17 protein-coding genes and 1 pseudogene are annotated in these 15,041 nt (G+C 67.1%); 11 read left to right on the top strand and 7 right to left on the bottom strand.

Features of this window, described 5'->3' with window-relative positions:
- Positions 1–162 precede the first annotated feature (162 nt).
- Positions 163–1,284 carry a PQQ-dependent sugar dehydrogenase gene (locus QP165_RS06745; protein ID WP_333994674.1) on the top strand — a complete coding sequence of 374 codons (1,122 nt, stop codon included), beginning with the start codon at positions 163–165 and terminating at the stop codon, positions 1,282–1,284.
- 38 nt (positions 1,285–1,322) lie between these two features.
- Here QP165_RS06745 and QP165_RS06740 read toward each other — a convergent pair whose 3' ends face one another.
- Both QP165_RS06740 and QP165_RS06735 read right to left on the bottom strand, forming a co-directional pair.
- On the bottom strand, positions 1,323–1,754 hold the full coding sequence (locus QP165_RS06740; RefSeq protein WP_333996965.1) for a PaaI family thioesterase: 432 nt from the start codon (positions 1,752–1,754) through the stop codon (positions 1,323–1,325).
- Complete coding sequence (locus QP165_RS06735) at positions 1,717–2,139, bottom strand: PaaI family thioesterase (RefSeq protein WP_333994672.1); 423 nt, start codon at positions 2,137–2,139, stop codon at positions 1,717–1,719. The genes QP165_RS06740 and QP165_RS06735 overlap by 38 nt, the downstream gene beginning before the upstream one ends.
- 98 nt (positions 2,140–2,237) lie before the next feature.
- On the opposite strand from QP165_RS06735, the gene QP165_RS06730 reads away from it, so the two are divergent.
- Complete coding sequence (locus tag QP165_RS06730; protein ID WP_333994671.1) at positions 2,238–3,020, top strand: crotonase/enoyl-CoA hydratase family protein; 783 nt, start codon at positions 2,238–2,240, stop codon at positions 3,018–3,020.
- Between the two features lie 2 nt (positions 3,021–3,022).
- On the opposite strand, the gene gorA is transcribed toward QP165_RS06730, so the two are convergent.
- From gorA to pgi, 3 genes are all read right to left on the bottom strand, one after another.
- Positions 3,023–4,378, bottom strand: a complete 1,356-nt coding sequence (gorA, locus tag QP165_RS06725) for a glutathione-disulfide reductase (RefSeq protein ID WP_333994668.1) — start codon at positions 4,376–4,378, stop codon at positions 3,023–3,025.
- Positions 4,379–4,484: 106 nt separating this feature from the next.
- Complete coding sequence (locus QP165_RS06720) at positions 4,485–4,811, bottom strand: DUF4174 domain-containing protein (protein ID WP_333996964.1); 327 nt, start codon at positions 4,809–4,811, stop codon at positions 4,485–4,487.
- Between the two features lie 224 nt (positions 4,812–5,035).
- A complete protein-coding gene (pgi, locus tag QP165_RS06715; protein WP_333994666.1) occupies positions 5,036–6,526 on the bottom strand; it encodes a glucose-6-phosphate isomerase in 1,491 nt (496 codons plus the stop codon).
- Positions 6,527–6,651: 125 nt separating this feature from the next.
- Here pgi and lepB point away from each other — a divergent pair, with 125 nt between their 5' ends.
- From lepB to era, 4 genes are read left to right on the top strand one after another with little or no spacing between them, the layout of a single operon-like run.
- The gene (gene lepB / locus QP165_RS06710; RefSeq protein ID WP_333996963.1) at positions 6,652–7,476 is read left to right on the top strand and encodes a signal peptidase I; all 825 of its coding nucleotides are present in this window, start codon (positions 6,652–6,654) and stop codon (positions 7,474–7,476) included.
- Positions 7,431–8,135, top strand: a complete 705-nt coding sequence (gene rnc / locus QP165_RS06705) for a ribonuclease III (RefSeq protein ID WP_333996962.1) — start codon at positions 7,431–7,433, stop codon at positions 8,133–8,135. Before lepB ends, rnc begins: the two co-directional genes overlap by 46 nt.
- A gap of 60 nt (positions 8,136–8,195) precedes the next feature.
- Positions 8,196–8,333 carry a hypothetical protein gene (locus tag QP165_RS06700; protein ID WP_333994665.1) on the top strand — a complete coding sequence of 46 codons (138 nt, stop codon included), beginning with the start codon at positions 8,196–8,198 and terminating at the stop codon, positions 8,331–8,333.
- Complete coding sequence (era, locus tag QP165_RS06695; RefSeq protein ID WP_333994664.1) at positions 8,311–9,249, top strand: GTPase Era; 939 nt, start codon at positions 8,311–8,313, stop codon at positions 9,247–9,249. Before QP165_RS06700 ends, era begins: the two co-directional genes overlap by 23 nt.
- Before the next feature lie 139 nt (positions 9,250–9,388).
- On the opposite strand, the pseudogene QP165_RS06690 reads toward era, so the two are convergent.
- Positions 9,389–10,086 (bottom strand): annotated as a pseudogene (locus QP165_RS06690) (NAD-dependent deacylase).
- 205 nt (positions 10,087–10,291) lie between these two features.
- On the opposite strand from QP165_RS06690, the gene QP165_RS06685 reads away from it, so the two are divergent.
- The 4 genes from QP165_RS06685 (at position 10,292) to QP165_RS06670 (ending at position 13,343) form a co-directional block, all read left to right on the top strand.
- Positions 10,292–10,759, top strand: a complete 468-nt coding sequence (locus QP165_RS06685) for a hypothetical protein (RefSeq protein ID WP_333994663.1) — start codon at positions 10,292–10,294, stop codon at positions 10,757–10,759.
- Entirely contained in the window at positions 10,731–11,069 is a 339-nt protein-coding gene (locus QP165_RS06680) for a hypothetical protein (RefSeq protein WP_333994661.1), read from the top strand. Before QP165_RS06685 ends, QP165_RS06680 begins: the two co-directional genes overlap by 29 nt.
- A gap of 163 nt (positions 11,070–11,232) precedes the next feature.
- A complete protein-coding gene (locus tag QP165_RS06675; RefSeq protein ID WP_333994659.1) occupies positions 11,233–12,750 on the top strand; it encodes a fumarate hydratase in 1,518 nt (505 codons plus the stop codon).
- Between the two features lie 80 nt (positions 12,751–12,830).
- Complete coding sequence (locus QP165_RS06670) at positions 12,831–13,343, top strand: DUF2501 domain-containing protein (protein ID WP_333994656.1); 513 nt, start codon at positions 12,831–12,833, stop codon at positions 13,341–13,343.
- A gap of 579 nt (positions 13,344–13,922) precedes the next feature.
- Here the strand turns inward: QP165_RS06670 and QP165_RS06665 are convergent.
- A complete protein-coding gene (locus QP165_RS06665) occupies positions 13,923–14,477 on the bottom strand; it encodes a hypothetical protein (protein ID WP_333994654.1) in 555 nt (184 codons plus the stop codon).
- A gap of 118 nt (positions 14,478–14,595) precedes the next feature.
- Between QP165_RS06665 and QP165_RS06660 the strand changes: the two genes are divergently transcribed.
- Entirely contained in the window at positions 14,596–14,976 is a 381-nt protein-coding gene (locus QP165_RS06660; RefSeq protein WP_156350081.1) for a PRC-barrel domain-containing protein, read from the top strand.
- Positions 14,977–15,041 lie beyond the last annotated feature (65 nt).

Below are 15,041 nucleotides of genomic sequence, written 5' to 3'. Positions count from 1 at the left end.
GCCAAAGCACAGGGGGTTTCCGCCGCGGAGCAAGCCCCGCAGCCTCTTCACCTGGCGATGTAGAGAAGTGATGTCCCTATACGCCGGCTGGCGTTGCTCCGCAAGCGGGAGCAACCTTCGTTCGTCACGCTGCGTTTGCGTTGAGATTTCCGGGAGAAGATCATGATTCGTCGCACGCTGTTCGCCACCACCATCCTGTCCGCCACGTTGCTCGGATCGACCGTCTCTGCGGCGCAGACCGCGGGCGGCAAGCCCTTCACCGAGACCGTGGTCGCCGATTTCGAGTCACCCTGGGCGATGACGGTCCTGCCCGATGCGCGGATGCTGGTGACGGAGAAGAAGGGGCAGATGCTGCTCGTGTCCGCCGATGGCAAGACGCGGCAGACGGTGGCGACGATCACGGTCGACTCGGCGGGGCAGGGCGGCCTGATGGATGTCGTGCTCGCGCCCGATTTCGCGACGAGCAAGCGCGTGTATTTCAGCTATTCGAGCGCGGGCGAGGGCGGCAAGGGCGTCGTCCTCGCGCGCGGGCGGCTGCGCCCCGACGGCGGGGGTGGCGAGCGGCTTGGCGAGATCGAGGTGATCTTCAGCGCGCGGCCGTTCGTCGAGGGCAATGGCCATTATTCGGGTCGCATCGCGTTTTCGCCCGACGGCAAATATCTGTTCTTCACCAATGGCGAGCGGCAGAAGTTCACGCCGGCGCAGGATCCGAAGATGACGCTGGGCAAGGTCCTTCGCCTGACGCTCGACGGCAAGCCCGCGCCCGGCAACCCGCTCGCCGCCAAGGGGTTCGCACCCGAGGTCTGGACCTATGGCCACCGCAACCTGCTCGGCATCGCGTTCGACGCGCAGGGCAATTTGTGGGAGCAGGAGATGGGGCCGAAGGGCGGGGACGAGGTCAATCTGATCAGGCCCGGCCTGAACTATGGCTGGCCCAACGCATCGAACGGCAGCCATTATGACGGCCGCGACATTCCCGATCACAAGCCGGGCGACGGTTACGAGGCGCCCAAGGTGTCGTGGAACCCGGTCATCTCACCGGGCGGGCTGATGATCTATTCGGGCGCGATGTTCCCGCAGTGGAAGGGTGATGCGTTCATCGGCGGGCTGTCGTCGAAATCGCTGGTCCGCGTCGACCTGAACGGCACGACGGCGGCGAAGGGCGATCAGTGGGACATGGGGGCGCGCATCCGCGAGGTGGAACAGGGCCCCGACGGCGCGATCTGGGTGCTCGAAGACGGCGGTGAATCGCAGGGCCGGTTGATCAAGCTGACCGCGAAATAACGTGTTGGACCCATCCCCCTGCCGCGCGGGGGATGGGGTCAATCCCGCACGATCAGATAGTTCATCCGTGCAGCGGCGATCGGCTTGTCGCGTTCGTCCTGCCACGCGGTCGCCTCGACATTGGCGACGCGCGTGCCGAGGCGGGTCACCACGCCGGCGGCCCGAGTCGGCTTGTCGCGCCCGCCGCGCATGAAATCGACCGTGACGTTGACCGGCTTGATGCGTGCGGAGGCGCCATCGCCGCCCTCGGCATTGAGCGCATGGTACAGTGCGGCGATCGCCGCCACCTCGAGCAGTCCCGAGATCGCGCCGCCATGGAGGAAGCCGGGGCGGCCGACCACGTCGTTGGCGAACGGCATGACCAGGATCGGCGGCGCGCCGTCCTCGGCTTCGATCGAGACGCCGAGGATCGCCGCATAGGGGGAAGACCGATCACCATGTTCCGAGCACCATGAATGTCCCCGCGACATGCGCGAGCGGATCGTCGGGGTCGCCGTCATGCGCCTGGCCCCGCACGAACGCGATCGACCGCGTCAGGCGATAGCATTCGCCGCGGCCGATCACCGTCTTGCCCGGCGTCGCCGGCCGCAGGTAATCGACGCGCAGGTCGAGCGTCGCATGCGGGACGAACGCGTTGCGCTTGATCCAGATCGCGAGACTCGTCGCCATGTCCATCATCGTGATGATCGGCCCCGACGCAATCACGCCGCTCGACGGATCGCCGACAAGCTTTGGATCATAGGGCAAAGCGAGCTCTGCCCAGTCCGCGCCGTGCGCGTGATAGCGCATGCCGAGCGCGGCGCCGTGCCCGCCAAACCCGTGCTTCGAAAATCGCTGTGCGTCGAACCCGTTCATGTCCCGACCTCTACACGCCACCGACCGTCGCGCAACATTGCCGCACCTGCGGGGCGGGGCTAGCATTGCGCGCAACGAGATCAGGAGAGAGGATCGCCATGAACGACCGGGTCACCATCGCCGTTGCCGACGGGATCGCCGATGTCCGCCTCAACCGCGCGGACAAGATGAATGCGATCGACCCGGCGATGTTCGAGGGGATCGCCGCTGCGATCGACCGGCTGGCGGGGATGGCCGAGGTGCGCGTCGTCGTGCTGTCGGGCGAGGGCCGGGCGTTCTGCGCGGGGCTCGACATGGCATCGATGGCGGGCGGCGGGTCGGGGCTTTCGCTCGACGACCGGGCGTATGGCGACGCCAATCTGGTTCAGCAGGTCGCCTGGGGCTGGCGCATGCTGCCGATGCCGGTGATCGCTGCGGTCCACGGCGTCGCGTTCGGCGGCGGGTTCCAGATCATGTCGGGCGCCGATATCCGGATCGCGCACCCGCAGGCGCGGTTCGCGATCCGCGAGACGTATTGGGGGCTGGTGCCCGACATGGCGGGGATCGCTTTGTGGCGGACGCTCGCGCGCGACGACGTGCTGCGCGAACTGACCTACACCGCGCGCGAATTCGACGGGGCCGAGGCGCTGCACCACGGCTTCGTCACGCGGCTCGACGAGGATCCGCATGCCGCCGCGATGACGATGGCCCGCGCGATCGCCGCGAAGAACCCGCAGGCGATCCGGGGGTCGAAGGCGCTCTACACGCTCGCCGCGGATGCGGACTCGGCGGCGATCCTGCGCGCCGAAAGCGACGCGCAGGGACGGGTCATGCGCAAGCCCAACCAGGTCGAACAGGTCCGCGCCAACATCGAAAAACGCGCCGCGGTGTTCGTCGACTAGGGCTATTTCATCAGCACGAGCTCTTCCGCCATCGTCGGATGCAGCGCGACCGTCGCGTCGAAATCGGCCTTGGTGAGCCCCGCCTTCACCGCGACCGCGGCGGATTGCAGGATCTCGGGACAGTCGGGGCCGATCATGTGGATGCCGACGACGCGGTCGGTCTCGCCGTCGCAGATCATCTTGTAGAGCGAGCGCTCGTTGCGCCCCGCCAGCACGTTCTTCATCGGCCGGAAGTCCGACGTGTAGACCTTCACCGACCCCAGCGCCTGCTTCGCCTGCGATTCGGTCATGCCGACGCCGGCCATCGGCGGGTGGCTGAACACCGCGGCGGGGACGTTCGCGTAGTCGACGCGCGTCGGCTTGTTGCCGAAGAACGTGTCGGCGAACGCCTGCCCCTCGCGGATCGCGACGGGGGTCAGCTGGATGCGGTTGGTGACGTCACCGACCGCGAAGATGCTGTCGCAGCTCGACTTGTTGTCGTCGTCGACCACCACCGCGCCCGCCGCGTCGAGTTCGACGCCTGCGGTCTCGAGCCCGAGCCCCTTGGTGTTGGGCAGGCGGCCGGTCGCGAACATCACGAGATCGACGGTGATCGGCTCGTGCCCGCTGGTATGCACGGTCAGGCAACCATCCTCGCCCTTCTCGATCCCCTCGAACGCCGCGTTGAAGCGGAAGTCGATGCCCTTGCTCATCGAGATCTGGAGCAGCCGGTCGCGGATCGATTCGTCATAGCCGCGCAGGATCACGTCGGTCCGGTTGATCAGCGTGACGTGCGCACCGAACTGGTGGAAGATCCCTGCGAATTCGTTGGCGATATAGCCCGCGCCCGCGATCAGCACGCGCTTCGGCACGCCGTCGAGGTGGAACACCTCGTTCGACGTGATGCCGTGTTCTGCACCGGGGCAGTCGGGCACCAGCGGGTGCGCGCCGACCGCGATCAGGATCTTCGCGGCGGTCTTCTTGCTGCCGTCGGCGAGCGTGACCTCGTTGGGCCCCGAGACCACCGCACGCTGGTGGATGATGTCGACATGGTTGTTCTCGAGCGTCTGGGTATAGGCGCCGTTGATCCGGTCGACCTCTTCCATGACGTTGTCCCGCAGCGTCGGCCAGCTGAACGCGCAATCATCGGGCACCTGCCAGCCGAAGCGCTTGGCGTCCTTCAAATCCTCAGCGAAATGCGCGCCGTAAATCAGCAGCTTCTTGGGCACGCAGCCGCGGATGACGCAGGTACCCCCGACGCGATATTCCTCGGCGACCGCGACGCGTGCGCCGTGTGCAGCGGCGACGCGCGACGCGCGCGTGCCGCCCGAGCCGGCGCCGATGACGAAGAGGTCATAGTCGAATTGGGTATCGGTCACGGGCTATCCTTGTCGTCGCGCCGCCGCGCTGCGGCTTTCGGTGCCATCTGGGGCAGGGGGGATGCGCGGACAAGCCCGGCGCGGCGATCAGGGTGATCGGCCGGCTCTATCGCCGACCCGCCCGGCGCATCGGCATCGCGTCGATCGTCTGCTCCAGGACGGCGGTGGGGAAGGGCTTGGCGCTGCGCAGTTTCTCACCGCCGTCCTTGCCGATCAGGATCGCGGTAAAAGCGGCCGGAAGGCGGAATTTCCGGCGCAACGCGGGAGCGGTGTCGCCAGCGCCGCGGACCTGGTCGCCGATGACCTCGACGATGGTGAGGTTGCGCTCGTCGCGTTTCGCGGTCCAGCTGCCAAGAAGGCGGCGCTGCTCGGCGAGCGCCGGATCCTGCGGGGAGGGGGCCGCGACGATCAGCACGCGCCGCTCCCAGCGCATCTGCGCGAGGGTGGGGGAGGCGGCGAGCGCTGCGGCTAAGAGGATGGGCATGAAGATGTAACGCGGCAGGTTCGCTCGCGCTCCCTCAGCCACCACCCCGGCGAAGGCCGGGGCCCAATTGGGAGGGGGTCGTTTGGGAAACCACGGTTCGCCCAATTGGACCCCGGCCTTCGCCGGGGTGGTGCAGTTTGAGGTTGAGGGAAGCGCGTTCCCCCGAGCCCAGCTTACCCGAACGCGCGCTTGATCAGGTCATCCGTCGAAGGATCGAACGTCTGTCCGCCCTTCTCCGCGGCCTTCGCCATTTCCTTGCCCAGCTCGACCCCGAACTGGTCGAACGAGTTGATCCCCAGCAGCACGCCGTTCACGAACACGCGGTGCTCGTAGAACGCGATCAGCGCCCCCAGCGTCCGCGCATCCAGATCGTCTAGCAGCAGCGTCGAAGACGGCCGATCACCCGAATAGCTGCGCGCCGGATCCTCGACCTGCTTGCCCGCCATCAACGCCGCACCCTGTGCAAACGCGTTGAGCAACAGCGCCTTGTGATGCTCCTCGGGCAGCGTGTCGCCGGCCTCGATCGACGCGACGAACTCGACCGGCACCAGATGCGTGCCCTGGTGGAGCAGCTGGAACACCGCATGCTGCGCCTCGGTGCCGACCCCACCCCAGGTGATCGCCGCCGACGGCCGCCCGAGCGGCTCGCCGTCCGCGGTCACCGACTTGCCGTTCGACTCCATCTCCAGCTGCTGGAGATAGCTCGGCAGCAACCGCAACCGCTCGTCATAGGCAAAGGTCGCGCGCGTCTCGGCATGGCGGATCTGCGTGTAATAGAGATCCGCAAACGCCGCGAGCGCCGGCGCATTCTCGTGCAGCGCGGCGAGGCGGAAATGGCGATCCATCTCGGCCGCCCCCTCGAGCAGCTCCTCGAACCGGTCCCAGCCGAGCGCGATCGCGGCCGGAAACCCGATCGTCGACCACAGCGAATAGCGTCCGCCGACGCTCTCGGCGAACGGCAGGATGCGCGTCTCGTCGACGCCCCATTCCATCGCCTTTTCGGGCGCGGCGGTCAGCGCGATCACGCGGCCATACGGATCCTCGACATTATGCTCGGTCATCCACTGCAGCACGCTCTCGGCGTTCATCAGCGTCTCGGTCGTCGTGAACGTCTTCGACGCGACCACGAGCAGCGTCGCCGCCGGATCGAACTTGGCGAACACGTCCTCCAGCGCGACGCCGTCGACATTGGCGACGATCCCGACATCATAACGCTTGTCGTCACGCCCCAGCGAGTCGACCAGCAACTGCGGCCCCAGCGCCGATCCGCCGATGCCGACGTGGAGGATATGCCGCACCGGCCCCAGCGCATCCGCCTCGATCGCGTCGATCAGCGTGCGCATCCGCTGGTGGCTCGCCTGCGCGATCGCGACGCTCTCGGGCTTGCCCTCGCCGCGCTCGGCGGTGTGCTCGACCGCGCGGCCCTCGGTGACGTTGACGACCTCGCCCGAGAACAGCGCCTGGCGCTTGCCCGCCAGATCCTGCGCCTTGGCCATCTGCTCGAACGCGGCGACCATGTCGGTCGTCAGATGCGTCTTCGACCAGTCGAAATGGATACCCGCGACGTCGAGGCTCAGCTTCGAGAGACGCTCCGAGTCCTGCGCGAACAGGTCGGTCAGCGTGGTGGCGGGCAGGGCTTCGATCTTGGACCAGTCGGCGGTCATGCTACTTCTCCGAATAGACGTGCGCGCCGGTCATGCTGCAAGCGCGAGACGGCGACAACGGTCTTTCGGCGTTCGGTATCCTGCATGCGCTTGACGACACGCGCCGGTTGAGCAAACCCGCGGGCATGGCAAAAGACACGAAGACCAAACCGGTGCGCTCCGAAACTGCAGAGACGTTCCGCTTCCTTTTGAAGCTGGCCGTGGTCGTTCTGATCCTGCGCAGCTTCATCTTCGCGCCGTTCAGCATCCCGTCCGAATCGATGCTGCCCCGGCTGCTGATCGGTGACTATCTCTTCGTGTCGAAGTGGAATTACGGCTATTCGCGCTGGTCGCTGCCGGGTGGCGTGCCGCTGATCCCCGGGCGCATCTTCGGCAGCACGCCGACGCGCGGCGACGTCGTCGTCTTCCGCGCGCCCGAAGTGCTCGATCACGACGTCATCAAGCGCGTCATCGGCCTGCCCGGCGAGACCGTCCAGATGCGGCAGGGCGTCGTCTATCTCAACGGCAAGGCGATCCCGAAGCTCCGCATCGCCGACTTCACGATCCCGCTCACCGCCAATTTCGACGCCGAGAAATGCGGCGCGCCGTTCGTCGACGTCGTCGCCAACGTCCAGATCTGCCGCTACCCCCGCTACCGCGAGACGCTTCCCGGTGAGAACGGGGCTGCGGGCCGCAGCTACGAGGTGCTCGACCAGGCGCAACTCCCCGATCGTGACGATACCGGGCTGTACACGATCCCCGCGGGCCATATCTTCGTGATGGGCGACAATCGCGACGACAGCGGCGACAGTCGCTTTCCCGCGCCGAGCGGCATGGGCTATGTCCCGCTCGAGAATGTCGAGGGGAAGGCGGTCGTCAGCTTCTTCTCGACCGACGGCAACGCCGAATGGCTCAAACCCTGGACCTGGGTCAGCGCGGCGCGCTGGAGCCGGATCGGGGAAGGCTTTTGAGCGACCTCGCGCAGTGGCTGAAGACCGTATTCGGCCGCGTTCCGACCAACCTCGCGCCCTATGAGCGCGCACTGACTCACGGCAGCCAGGCCGCGGCGAACTACGAACGCCTCGAATTCCTCGGCGACCGCGTCCTCGGGCTGATCATCGCGGAATGGCTGTACGAGCTGTTCGCGACCGACCCCGAGGGCTCGCTCTCGAAGCGTCTCAACGCGCTCGTCACCGGCCCCGTCTGTGCCGACGTCGCGCGCCAGCTCGGCGTCCGCGCGCATCTGAAACTCGGCAAGCAGGCGCGCGACGATGGCGCCAGCGACAGCGACAACGTGCTCGGCGACGTGATGGAGGCGCTGATCGGCGCGTGGTACCAGGAGGCCGGCCTCGACGCCGCGCGCGCCTTCGTCCGCGGCGCCTGGGGTGACCGCGTCCAAGCCGGCGCCAAGGCCCCGCAACACCCCAAGTCCGCGCTCCAGGAATGGGCCGCCGCACACAACCGCAAGCCCCCCGAATACACCGTCGTCGAGCGCTCCGGCCCCGGCCACGCCCCCAAATTTACGATCCTTGTCTCGATCGGCAAGCTGGCCGAAGCGACCGCCATGGGATCGAGCAAGCAGGAAGCCGAAACCGCGGCCGCCAAGGCGCTGTTGGAAAAGCTCGGCTGACCCGACCCTCTCCGTCATCCTGACGGAAGTCAGGATCCAGAGCCAAAAGCGACACCCTGCGTGACCCTGGATCCTGACTTTCGTCAGGATGACGGGGTTGAGGGTGCGGGAATGACGGCCGCGCGTTTTATCTGTATGAGCGGCGCCGAATATCCCGATGCCGAAAAGAACCTGCGTGACCGAAACTACCACTCCTGAGACTTCCGCCCCCCAATCGGCGACCCCCAAGCATTGCGGCCTCGTCGCCATCGTCGGCGCGCCGAACGCCGGCAAGTCGACGCTCGTCAACGCGCTCGTCGGCCAGAAGGTCGCGATCGTCAGCCCCAAGGCGCAGACCACGCGCGCGAAACTGATGGGCGTCGCGATCGAAGGCGACACGCAGATCCTGCTCGTCGACACCCCCGGCATCTTCGAGCCCAAGCGCCGCTTCGACCGCGCGATGGTCGCCGCCGCCTGGGGCGGCGCGGAAGGCTCGGACATCATCGCGCTGGTGGTCGACGCCAAGGGCGGGATCGGCGGCAAGGTCACGACCATCGTCGAGTCGCTGGTCGGCCGCACCGAACCGATCTGGCTGATCCTCAACAAGGTCGATCTCGCCGACAAGACCAAGCTGCTGATCCACGCGGAAAAGCTCAACGCGCTGCTCCCCTTCGCCGAGACGTTCTTCATCAGCGCCGGCACCGGCGACGGCCTCGCGCACTTCAAGGCCGAGCTCGCCAAGGCGATGCCCGAAGGCCCGTGGCATTATCCCGAAGACCAGGTGTCCGACTCGACCGAGCGCGCGCTCGCGTCCGAGGTCACGCGCGAGCAGCTCTACCTCCAGCTCCACGCCGAATTGCCCTATGCGAGCACGATCGAGACCGAGCAGTATATCGAGCGCCAGGACGGGTCGTTGGAGATCCACCAGCAGATCCTCGTCGAACGCCCGACGCAACGCGCGATCGTGCTCGGCAAGGGCGGTGTCCGGATCAAGGAAATCGGCGCACGCTCGCGCATCGAACTCGCCTCGATCACCGGCAAGCCCGTCCACCTCTACCTGCACGTGAAGGTCAAACCCGGCTGGGACGAAGACCGCGAAGTCTACCGCGACATCGGCCTCGACTGGGTCGAGTAGAGTTCCGCAATACCACCCCGGCGAAGGCCGGGGCCCAATTGGGGGCCGTTCATAACGGGGGGCAGCGCGTCGTTACCTCGACCTCTCCACTTGGACCCCGGCCTTCGCCGGGGAGGTGGCGTTTTCCGCGCGGGACGTCCTAGGCCAGCAATTCCTCCACCCAATCCGGCACCAGCACACCCGCCGGCCCGATCCGCGTCTCCTCGAAGAACACGCTCCCCATCGACGGATCGAGGTTGAGCTCGAGCGTCGCAGCGCCGTGATACGCCGCGGTCTGCACGAACCCCGCCGCCGGATACACCGCACCCGACGTTCCGATCGACACGAACAGATCGCAACGCGCCAGCGCCGCCTCGATCCGCTCCATCTGGTACGGCATCTCGCCGAAGAACACGATGTCCGGCCGCAACGCCGCCGACCCGCACGTGCCGCACACCGACCCTTCCGGCAAAGCCCCGGCCCAGTCCTGCCGCGCGCCACACACCGCACACAGCGCCGACAGCAGCTCGCCATGCATATGCAGCATCCGCGTCGCCCCCGCGCGCTCATGCAGGTCATCGACATTCTGCGTGACGATCAGCAATTCGCCCGGCCACGCCGCATCCAGCCGCGCGAGCGCGTGATGTGCTGCGTTCGGCTCGACCGCCGCCAGCGCCTCGCGCCGCAGATCGTAGAAGCGGTGCACCAGTTCCGGATCCGCCGCGAGCGCCTCGGGGTGCACACATCCTCGACCCGGTGGCCTTCCCACAAGCCGCCCGGCCCGCGGAACGTCGCGATCCCGCTCTCCGCGGAGATGCCCGCGCCCGTCAGAACGACGATGTTCCGTATATCCTGCATTGGCGCAATCTAGGGACGGCGCTGTCGCCAGGATAGCTGCAGCCGCGCCGATATCGCGCCCCACCACGCGTCGCGTCGACGGGATGCGTCCGGTTGCTCGGTTCCGGCGTTGAACCGAACCGACCATGTCTTCATGGCCGCCCGCAAATTGCCCGCCGGTGCCGCCATGGCACCGTGCGGCAGGATAATCGAAGGACCCAATGCGATGGTGACGAAAAAGCTGATGCTGCTTAGCGGCGTGATCGCGGTCCTTGGCGGCTGTGGCGATCAGACATCGACCGGCGCCAACAGCGCCACCGCCAACACCAGTGCGGCGGCAAGCCCGGCGTCCGACGTCACGCGCGTCCGCGGTGTGATCACCGCGGTCGGCACCGACGCGCTGACCGTCCAGACCTATGACGGCAAGTCGGTCAGCGTCCCGCTCGACGCGCAGACCAAGGTCGCCTGGGTGGTGAAGTCGGACCTGTCGACGCTGAAGGACGGCGACTTCGTCGGTACCGCGACGACCGGCCCCGACGATGCGCTGCGCGCCGTCGAACTCGTCATCTTTCCCGAGGCGATGCGCGGGACCGGCGAAGGGCATTATCCGTGGGACGTGCCCGGTGCGGTCGCGGCCGCAGGGGGGCATGAACGGGTCGAGCGCGATGACCAATGGCACCGTCGACGGCCATAGCGCGATGACCAATGGCACCGTGGATCAGCAGAGCGCAATGACGAACGGTACCGTCGATCAGCAAAGCGGCATGACCAACGGCACCGTCACTGGTGGTGCGGGGAAGCCCGGCGAGACGAAGCTGAGCATCTCGTACAAGGGCGGCAAGGCGCAGGTCGTCGTTCCCGTCGGCACCCCGATCGTCCGGTTCGAGCCGACCGAGCGCTCGGTCCTCGCGAAGGGCCAGAAGCTGTTCGCGGTCACCCCGGCCGGCGCGTCGGGTGCCAAGTCGGTCGCCGTCGGCAAGGACGGCCTGACCCCGCCGATGTAATCCGGTTCCGCCGCCGCGCCGGTACGCCGGCAACGCGCGCGACGCATGGCCGGAGGGGCAGGGCCGCTCCTCCTGCCATGCGGTTGCCGGGACGCCCGCCGACTTCATAAATCGCACGATCGCCGCTAAGACGCCTGCAACCCTGTATCCATAAAGGCGCTGCATGACCGTCATCACCGAAGCCGACCTGATCGAAAGCGTCGCCGACGCGCTCCAGTTCATCAGCTACTACCACCCGATGGATTACATCCGCGCGCTCGGCGTCGCGTACGAGGCGGAGAAATCGCCTGCCGCCAAGGATGCGATCGCGCAGATCCTCACCAACAGCCGGATGTGCGCGGAGGGCCACCGCCCGATCTGCCAGGATACCGGCATCGTCACGGTCTTCGTCAAATGGGGCCAGGATTGCCGCCTCGACTCGACGCGCTCCTTGCAAGAGGTCGTCGATGAAGGCGTCCGGAAAGCGTATCTCAACCCCGAGAACAAGCTGCGCGCGTCGATCCTCGCCGATCCCGCCTTTACGCGCCGCAACACCAAGGACAACACGCCGAGCGTGATGCATGTCGAGATGGTGCCCGGCAACACCGTCTCGATCGACGTCGCGGCCAAGGGCGGCGGCAGCGAGAACAAGTCGAAGTTCAAGATGATGAACCCGTCCGACTCGATCGTCGACTGGGTGCTCGAGATGATCCCGCAGATGGGCGCGGGCTGGTGCCCGCCCGGCATGCTCGGCATCGGCATCGGCGGCACCGCAGAAAAGTCGATGCTGCTCGCCAAGGAATCGCTGATGGGCGCGATCGACATGGCGCAGCTGAAGGAACGCGGCCCCAGGAACGACATCGAGGCACTCCGCATCGAGATCTACGACAAGGTCAACGCGCTCGGCATCGGCGCGCAGGGGCTGGGCGGTCTCTCCACTATCCTTGACGTCAAGATCTTCGACTGGCCGACGCATGCCGCGTCCAAGCCCGTCGCGATGATCCCCAACTGCGCCGCCACACGCCACGCGCATTTCGTGCTCGACGGCTCGGGCCCGGTCTATCTCGAAGCGCCCAAGCTCAAGGAATGGCCGGATGTGAACTGGACGCCCGACAAGGCCGCGATCCGCGTCGATCTCGATACGCTGACGCCCGAGGTCGTGCAGACGTGGAAGCATGGCGACCGCCTGCTGCTGAACGGCAAGATGCTGACCGGGCGCGACGCCGCGCACAAGCGGATCGCCGACATGCTGGCGAAGGGCGAAGAGCTCCCCGTCGATTTCCGCGGTCGCGTGATCTATTATGTGGGGCCGGTCGATCCGGTCGGCACCGAGGTGGTCGGCCCCGCTGGCCCCACCACCGCGACGCGGATGGACAAGTTCACGCGCATGATGCTCGACCAGGGCCTGCTTGCGATGGTCGGCAAGGCCGAACGCGGCGCGGACGCGACCAACGCGATCGCGGAGCGCAAGTCGGCCTATCTGATGGCGGTCGGCGGCGCGGCCTATCTCGTCGCGCGCGCGATCAAGGGATCAAAGGTCGTCGGTTTCGAGGATCTCGGCATGGAGGCGATCTACGAGTTCGAGGTCGCCGACTTCCCGGTGACGGTCGCGGTCGATTCGGCGGGTGAGAACGTCCACCAGCTCGCGCCGCTCGTCTGGCGCGAGAAGATTGCGCGCGAGGGGTTGCTGACCCCTGCGTGATGCCGGGGCCCGCCGAGGCCGATAGATGGGAACGGGGAGGGTGGCCCCTCCGTTGACCGTGCGAACCACAGGAGTTTCGTATGTTCAAGCCCGCCACCCCCGCTCTCGCGATCGCGATCGCGGCTCTCATGACGGCCGGCGCCAGCGCGCAGACCAGCACACCGGCGCCCGCGCCCACGCAGTCCAATGGAGGGCTCGGAGGTCTGGGCGACAGCCTCGGTGGCCTTGGCGGCGGACTGGGCGGACTGTTCGGTGGTGCCGCGCCGAGCATCGGGTCGATCGGCGCGGGCAATGCAGCAGGGCTGCTCGGCTACTGCCTCAAGAACAATCTGCTTGGGCAGGGCGGGATGCTCGGCGGGCTGGCCGGCGGCCAGACCGGCGCGCGCGCGGCGCCGCAGGCCAGCGGCGCGCAGTCGATCCTGCAGCGGCTGACCGGGCGCAAGGACGTGCAGACCTCGCCCGGGTTCGCCGCGGGGCAGGCGGGGCAGGTCCAGGCCGGCAATGGCCAGACGCTGGCGCTGGGCAATCTCGGTGGGCAGGTGAAGACGCAGCTTTGCAACGTCGTGCTGAAGCGCGCGAAGGCGTTTCTGTAAGGCGGATGGGGAGGGGAGGCGGGAACAGCCCGCTTTCCCCCTACCGTCATCCTGACGAAAGTCAGGATCCAGGATTTTGAAGCGCGCTGTTGATGGCTCTGGATCCTGACTTTCGTCAGGATGACGGCGCGTTTGGGTAGGAAGCGGTACTACGTCACACCGCGGGTATCGGTCGCTGTCGCAAGGCCGGCACGACTCACACCCCCGCGAAAACACTTCGCCACAAATGAAAAGAGGTTGCCGAGGCGCATCCCTGCGACCCGGCAACCTCCAGACATGGTCAGCGGCCGGAGAGCTCCAGCCCGGAGGACCATGCGTACCACCTCATCCTGTGACACACGCGTTGACTGGGGAGGATACCCCCCACGCATGTCGTCGGATATTAGCGGTGCGTCCCCCGAACGAACCGAACCGAACTCACTGCTGAACCATGAGACATCGGATCACCTCCTTTCGCTTGTTGAAAAAACACGACCAAGCTTGGCCGCGACCGCAATGTGTGCCGAGTATGGCCGCGATACAAGCCTTGATTTGGATAAGATTTCGATCGATCCTTCGCGGCTGTCGCTTGGCCGCAAATCAGCTGCGGCAGTCCTCCGCGACGCGCCCGATCTCGGCCCAGGCGGGGACGACGAGCGGCGGCTGGCCGGGCTGATCGATCACGAACCGGCCGCGGCTGAACCCCATCGCCTCAAGCAGCGGATCGGACGCGGTCAGCGTTGCGGCGACGGTGGTTGCAGTCATGGGCTGGACGGGGAGCGCCCGCGTGACGCTCGACGTGCGGATCGTCAGCGGGGTGACCGCGCTCGCGGTGCGCGACAGCACGACCTGGCGCGCGGCGGTGTCGCAGCGCAGCGTCAGGACGGGTGCGCCCGACGACGTCCCGAACGACGCGAGCGACCCGCGGGGCTCGCGGCGATACGTCCAGGTTCCGGCTGTATAGGGCCAGTCACGCCAGTCCGCAGTCAGCGGCATCGGGCGCGGCGCCGGTGCCGGGCGCGCGACCGGGGCAGGCGCGGGCGGTGCCTCGACCGTGCGTGGCGCGACGCAGCCGGAAACCAGTGCGAGCGTGGCGAGGCTCAAGAAGCTGGCGGGCGTTCGCCAGCCGGCGGCGGAAAGGATGGAGACGCGCATCGCAGCGCTATGCGGCAGGCATGGGCAGGGCTCAAGTCGCGGCGGTGGACAGGGTGTGGGAACCGGCGCACGCTGATACCGGTTCAGCGACGGAAGATTCTGAATCAGGAGAAGAATGATGTCCGATACCGCTGCTGCACAGACGCCGACGCAATTGCTTGTCCAGGCGAATATCTCAGGGACGATGAAGGTCGAGAGCCGCGATGGCGATGCGGTCGGATCGGTCTATGCGTTCATGGTCCACAAGGGCACCGGCCGTGCGACGCACGCCGTGCTCAGCCTCGGCGGCTTCCTCGGCATGGGCAAGAGCTTCTATCCGCTGCCGTTCGCGCTGCTCCAGTTCGACGCGGTCCGCGACCTGTACGTCGTGACGATCGACAAGCGCGTGCTCGAAGGCGGCCCGAGCTGGGCGAACAACGCACCCGTGTTCGACCAGGCCTATGCCGATCGCGTCGCCAGCTATTACGGGTCGAACAGCGAAGACCTCGTCGTCGGCTGACCCGACCCCTGCCGTCATCCTGATGCACGTCAGGACCCAGAGTTACCCGCCACAGCGTCCGCGGC

This window comes from Sphingomonas sp. 22R3R2A-7 (genome assembly GCF_036856055.1).
Lineage (GTDB): Bacteria > Pseudomonadota > Alphaproteobacteria > Sphingomonadales > Sphingomonadaceae > Sphingomonas.
Note: the sequence above shows the minus strand (reverse complement) of the source record. Positions and strands in the feature narration are given on the sequence as shown.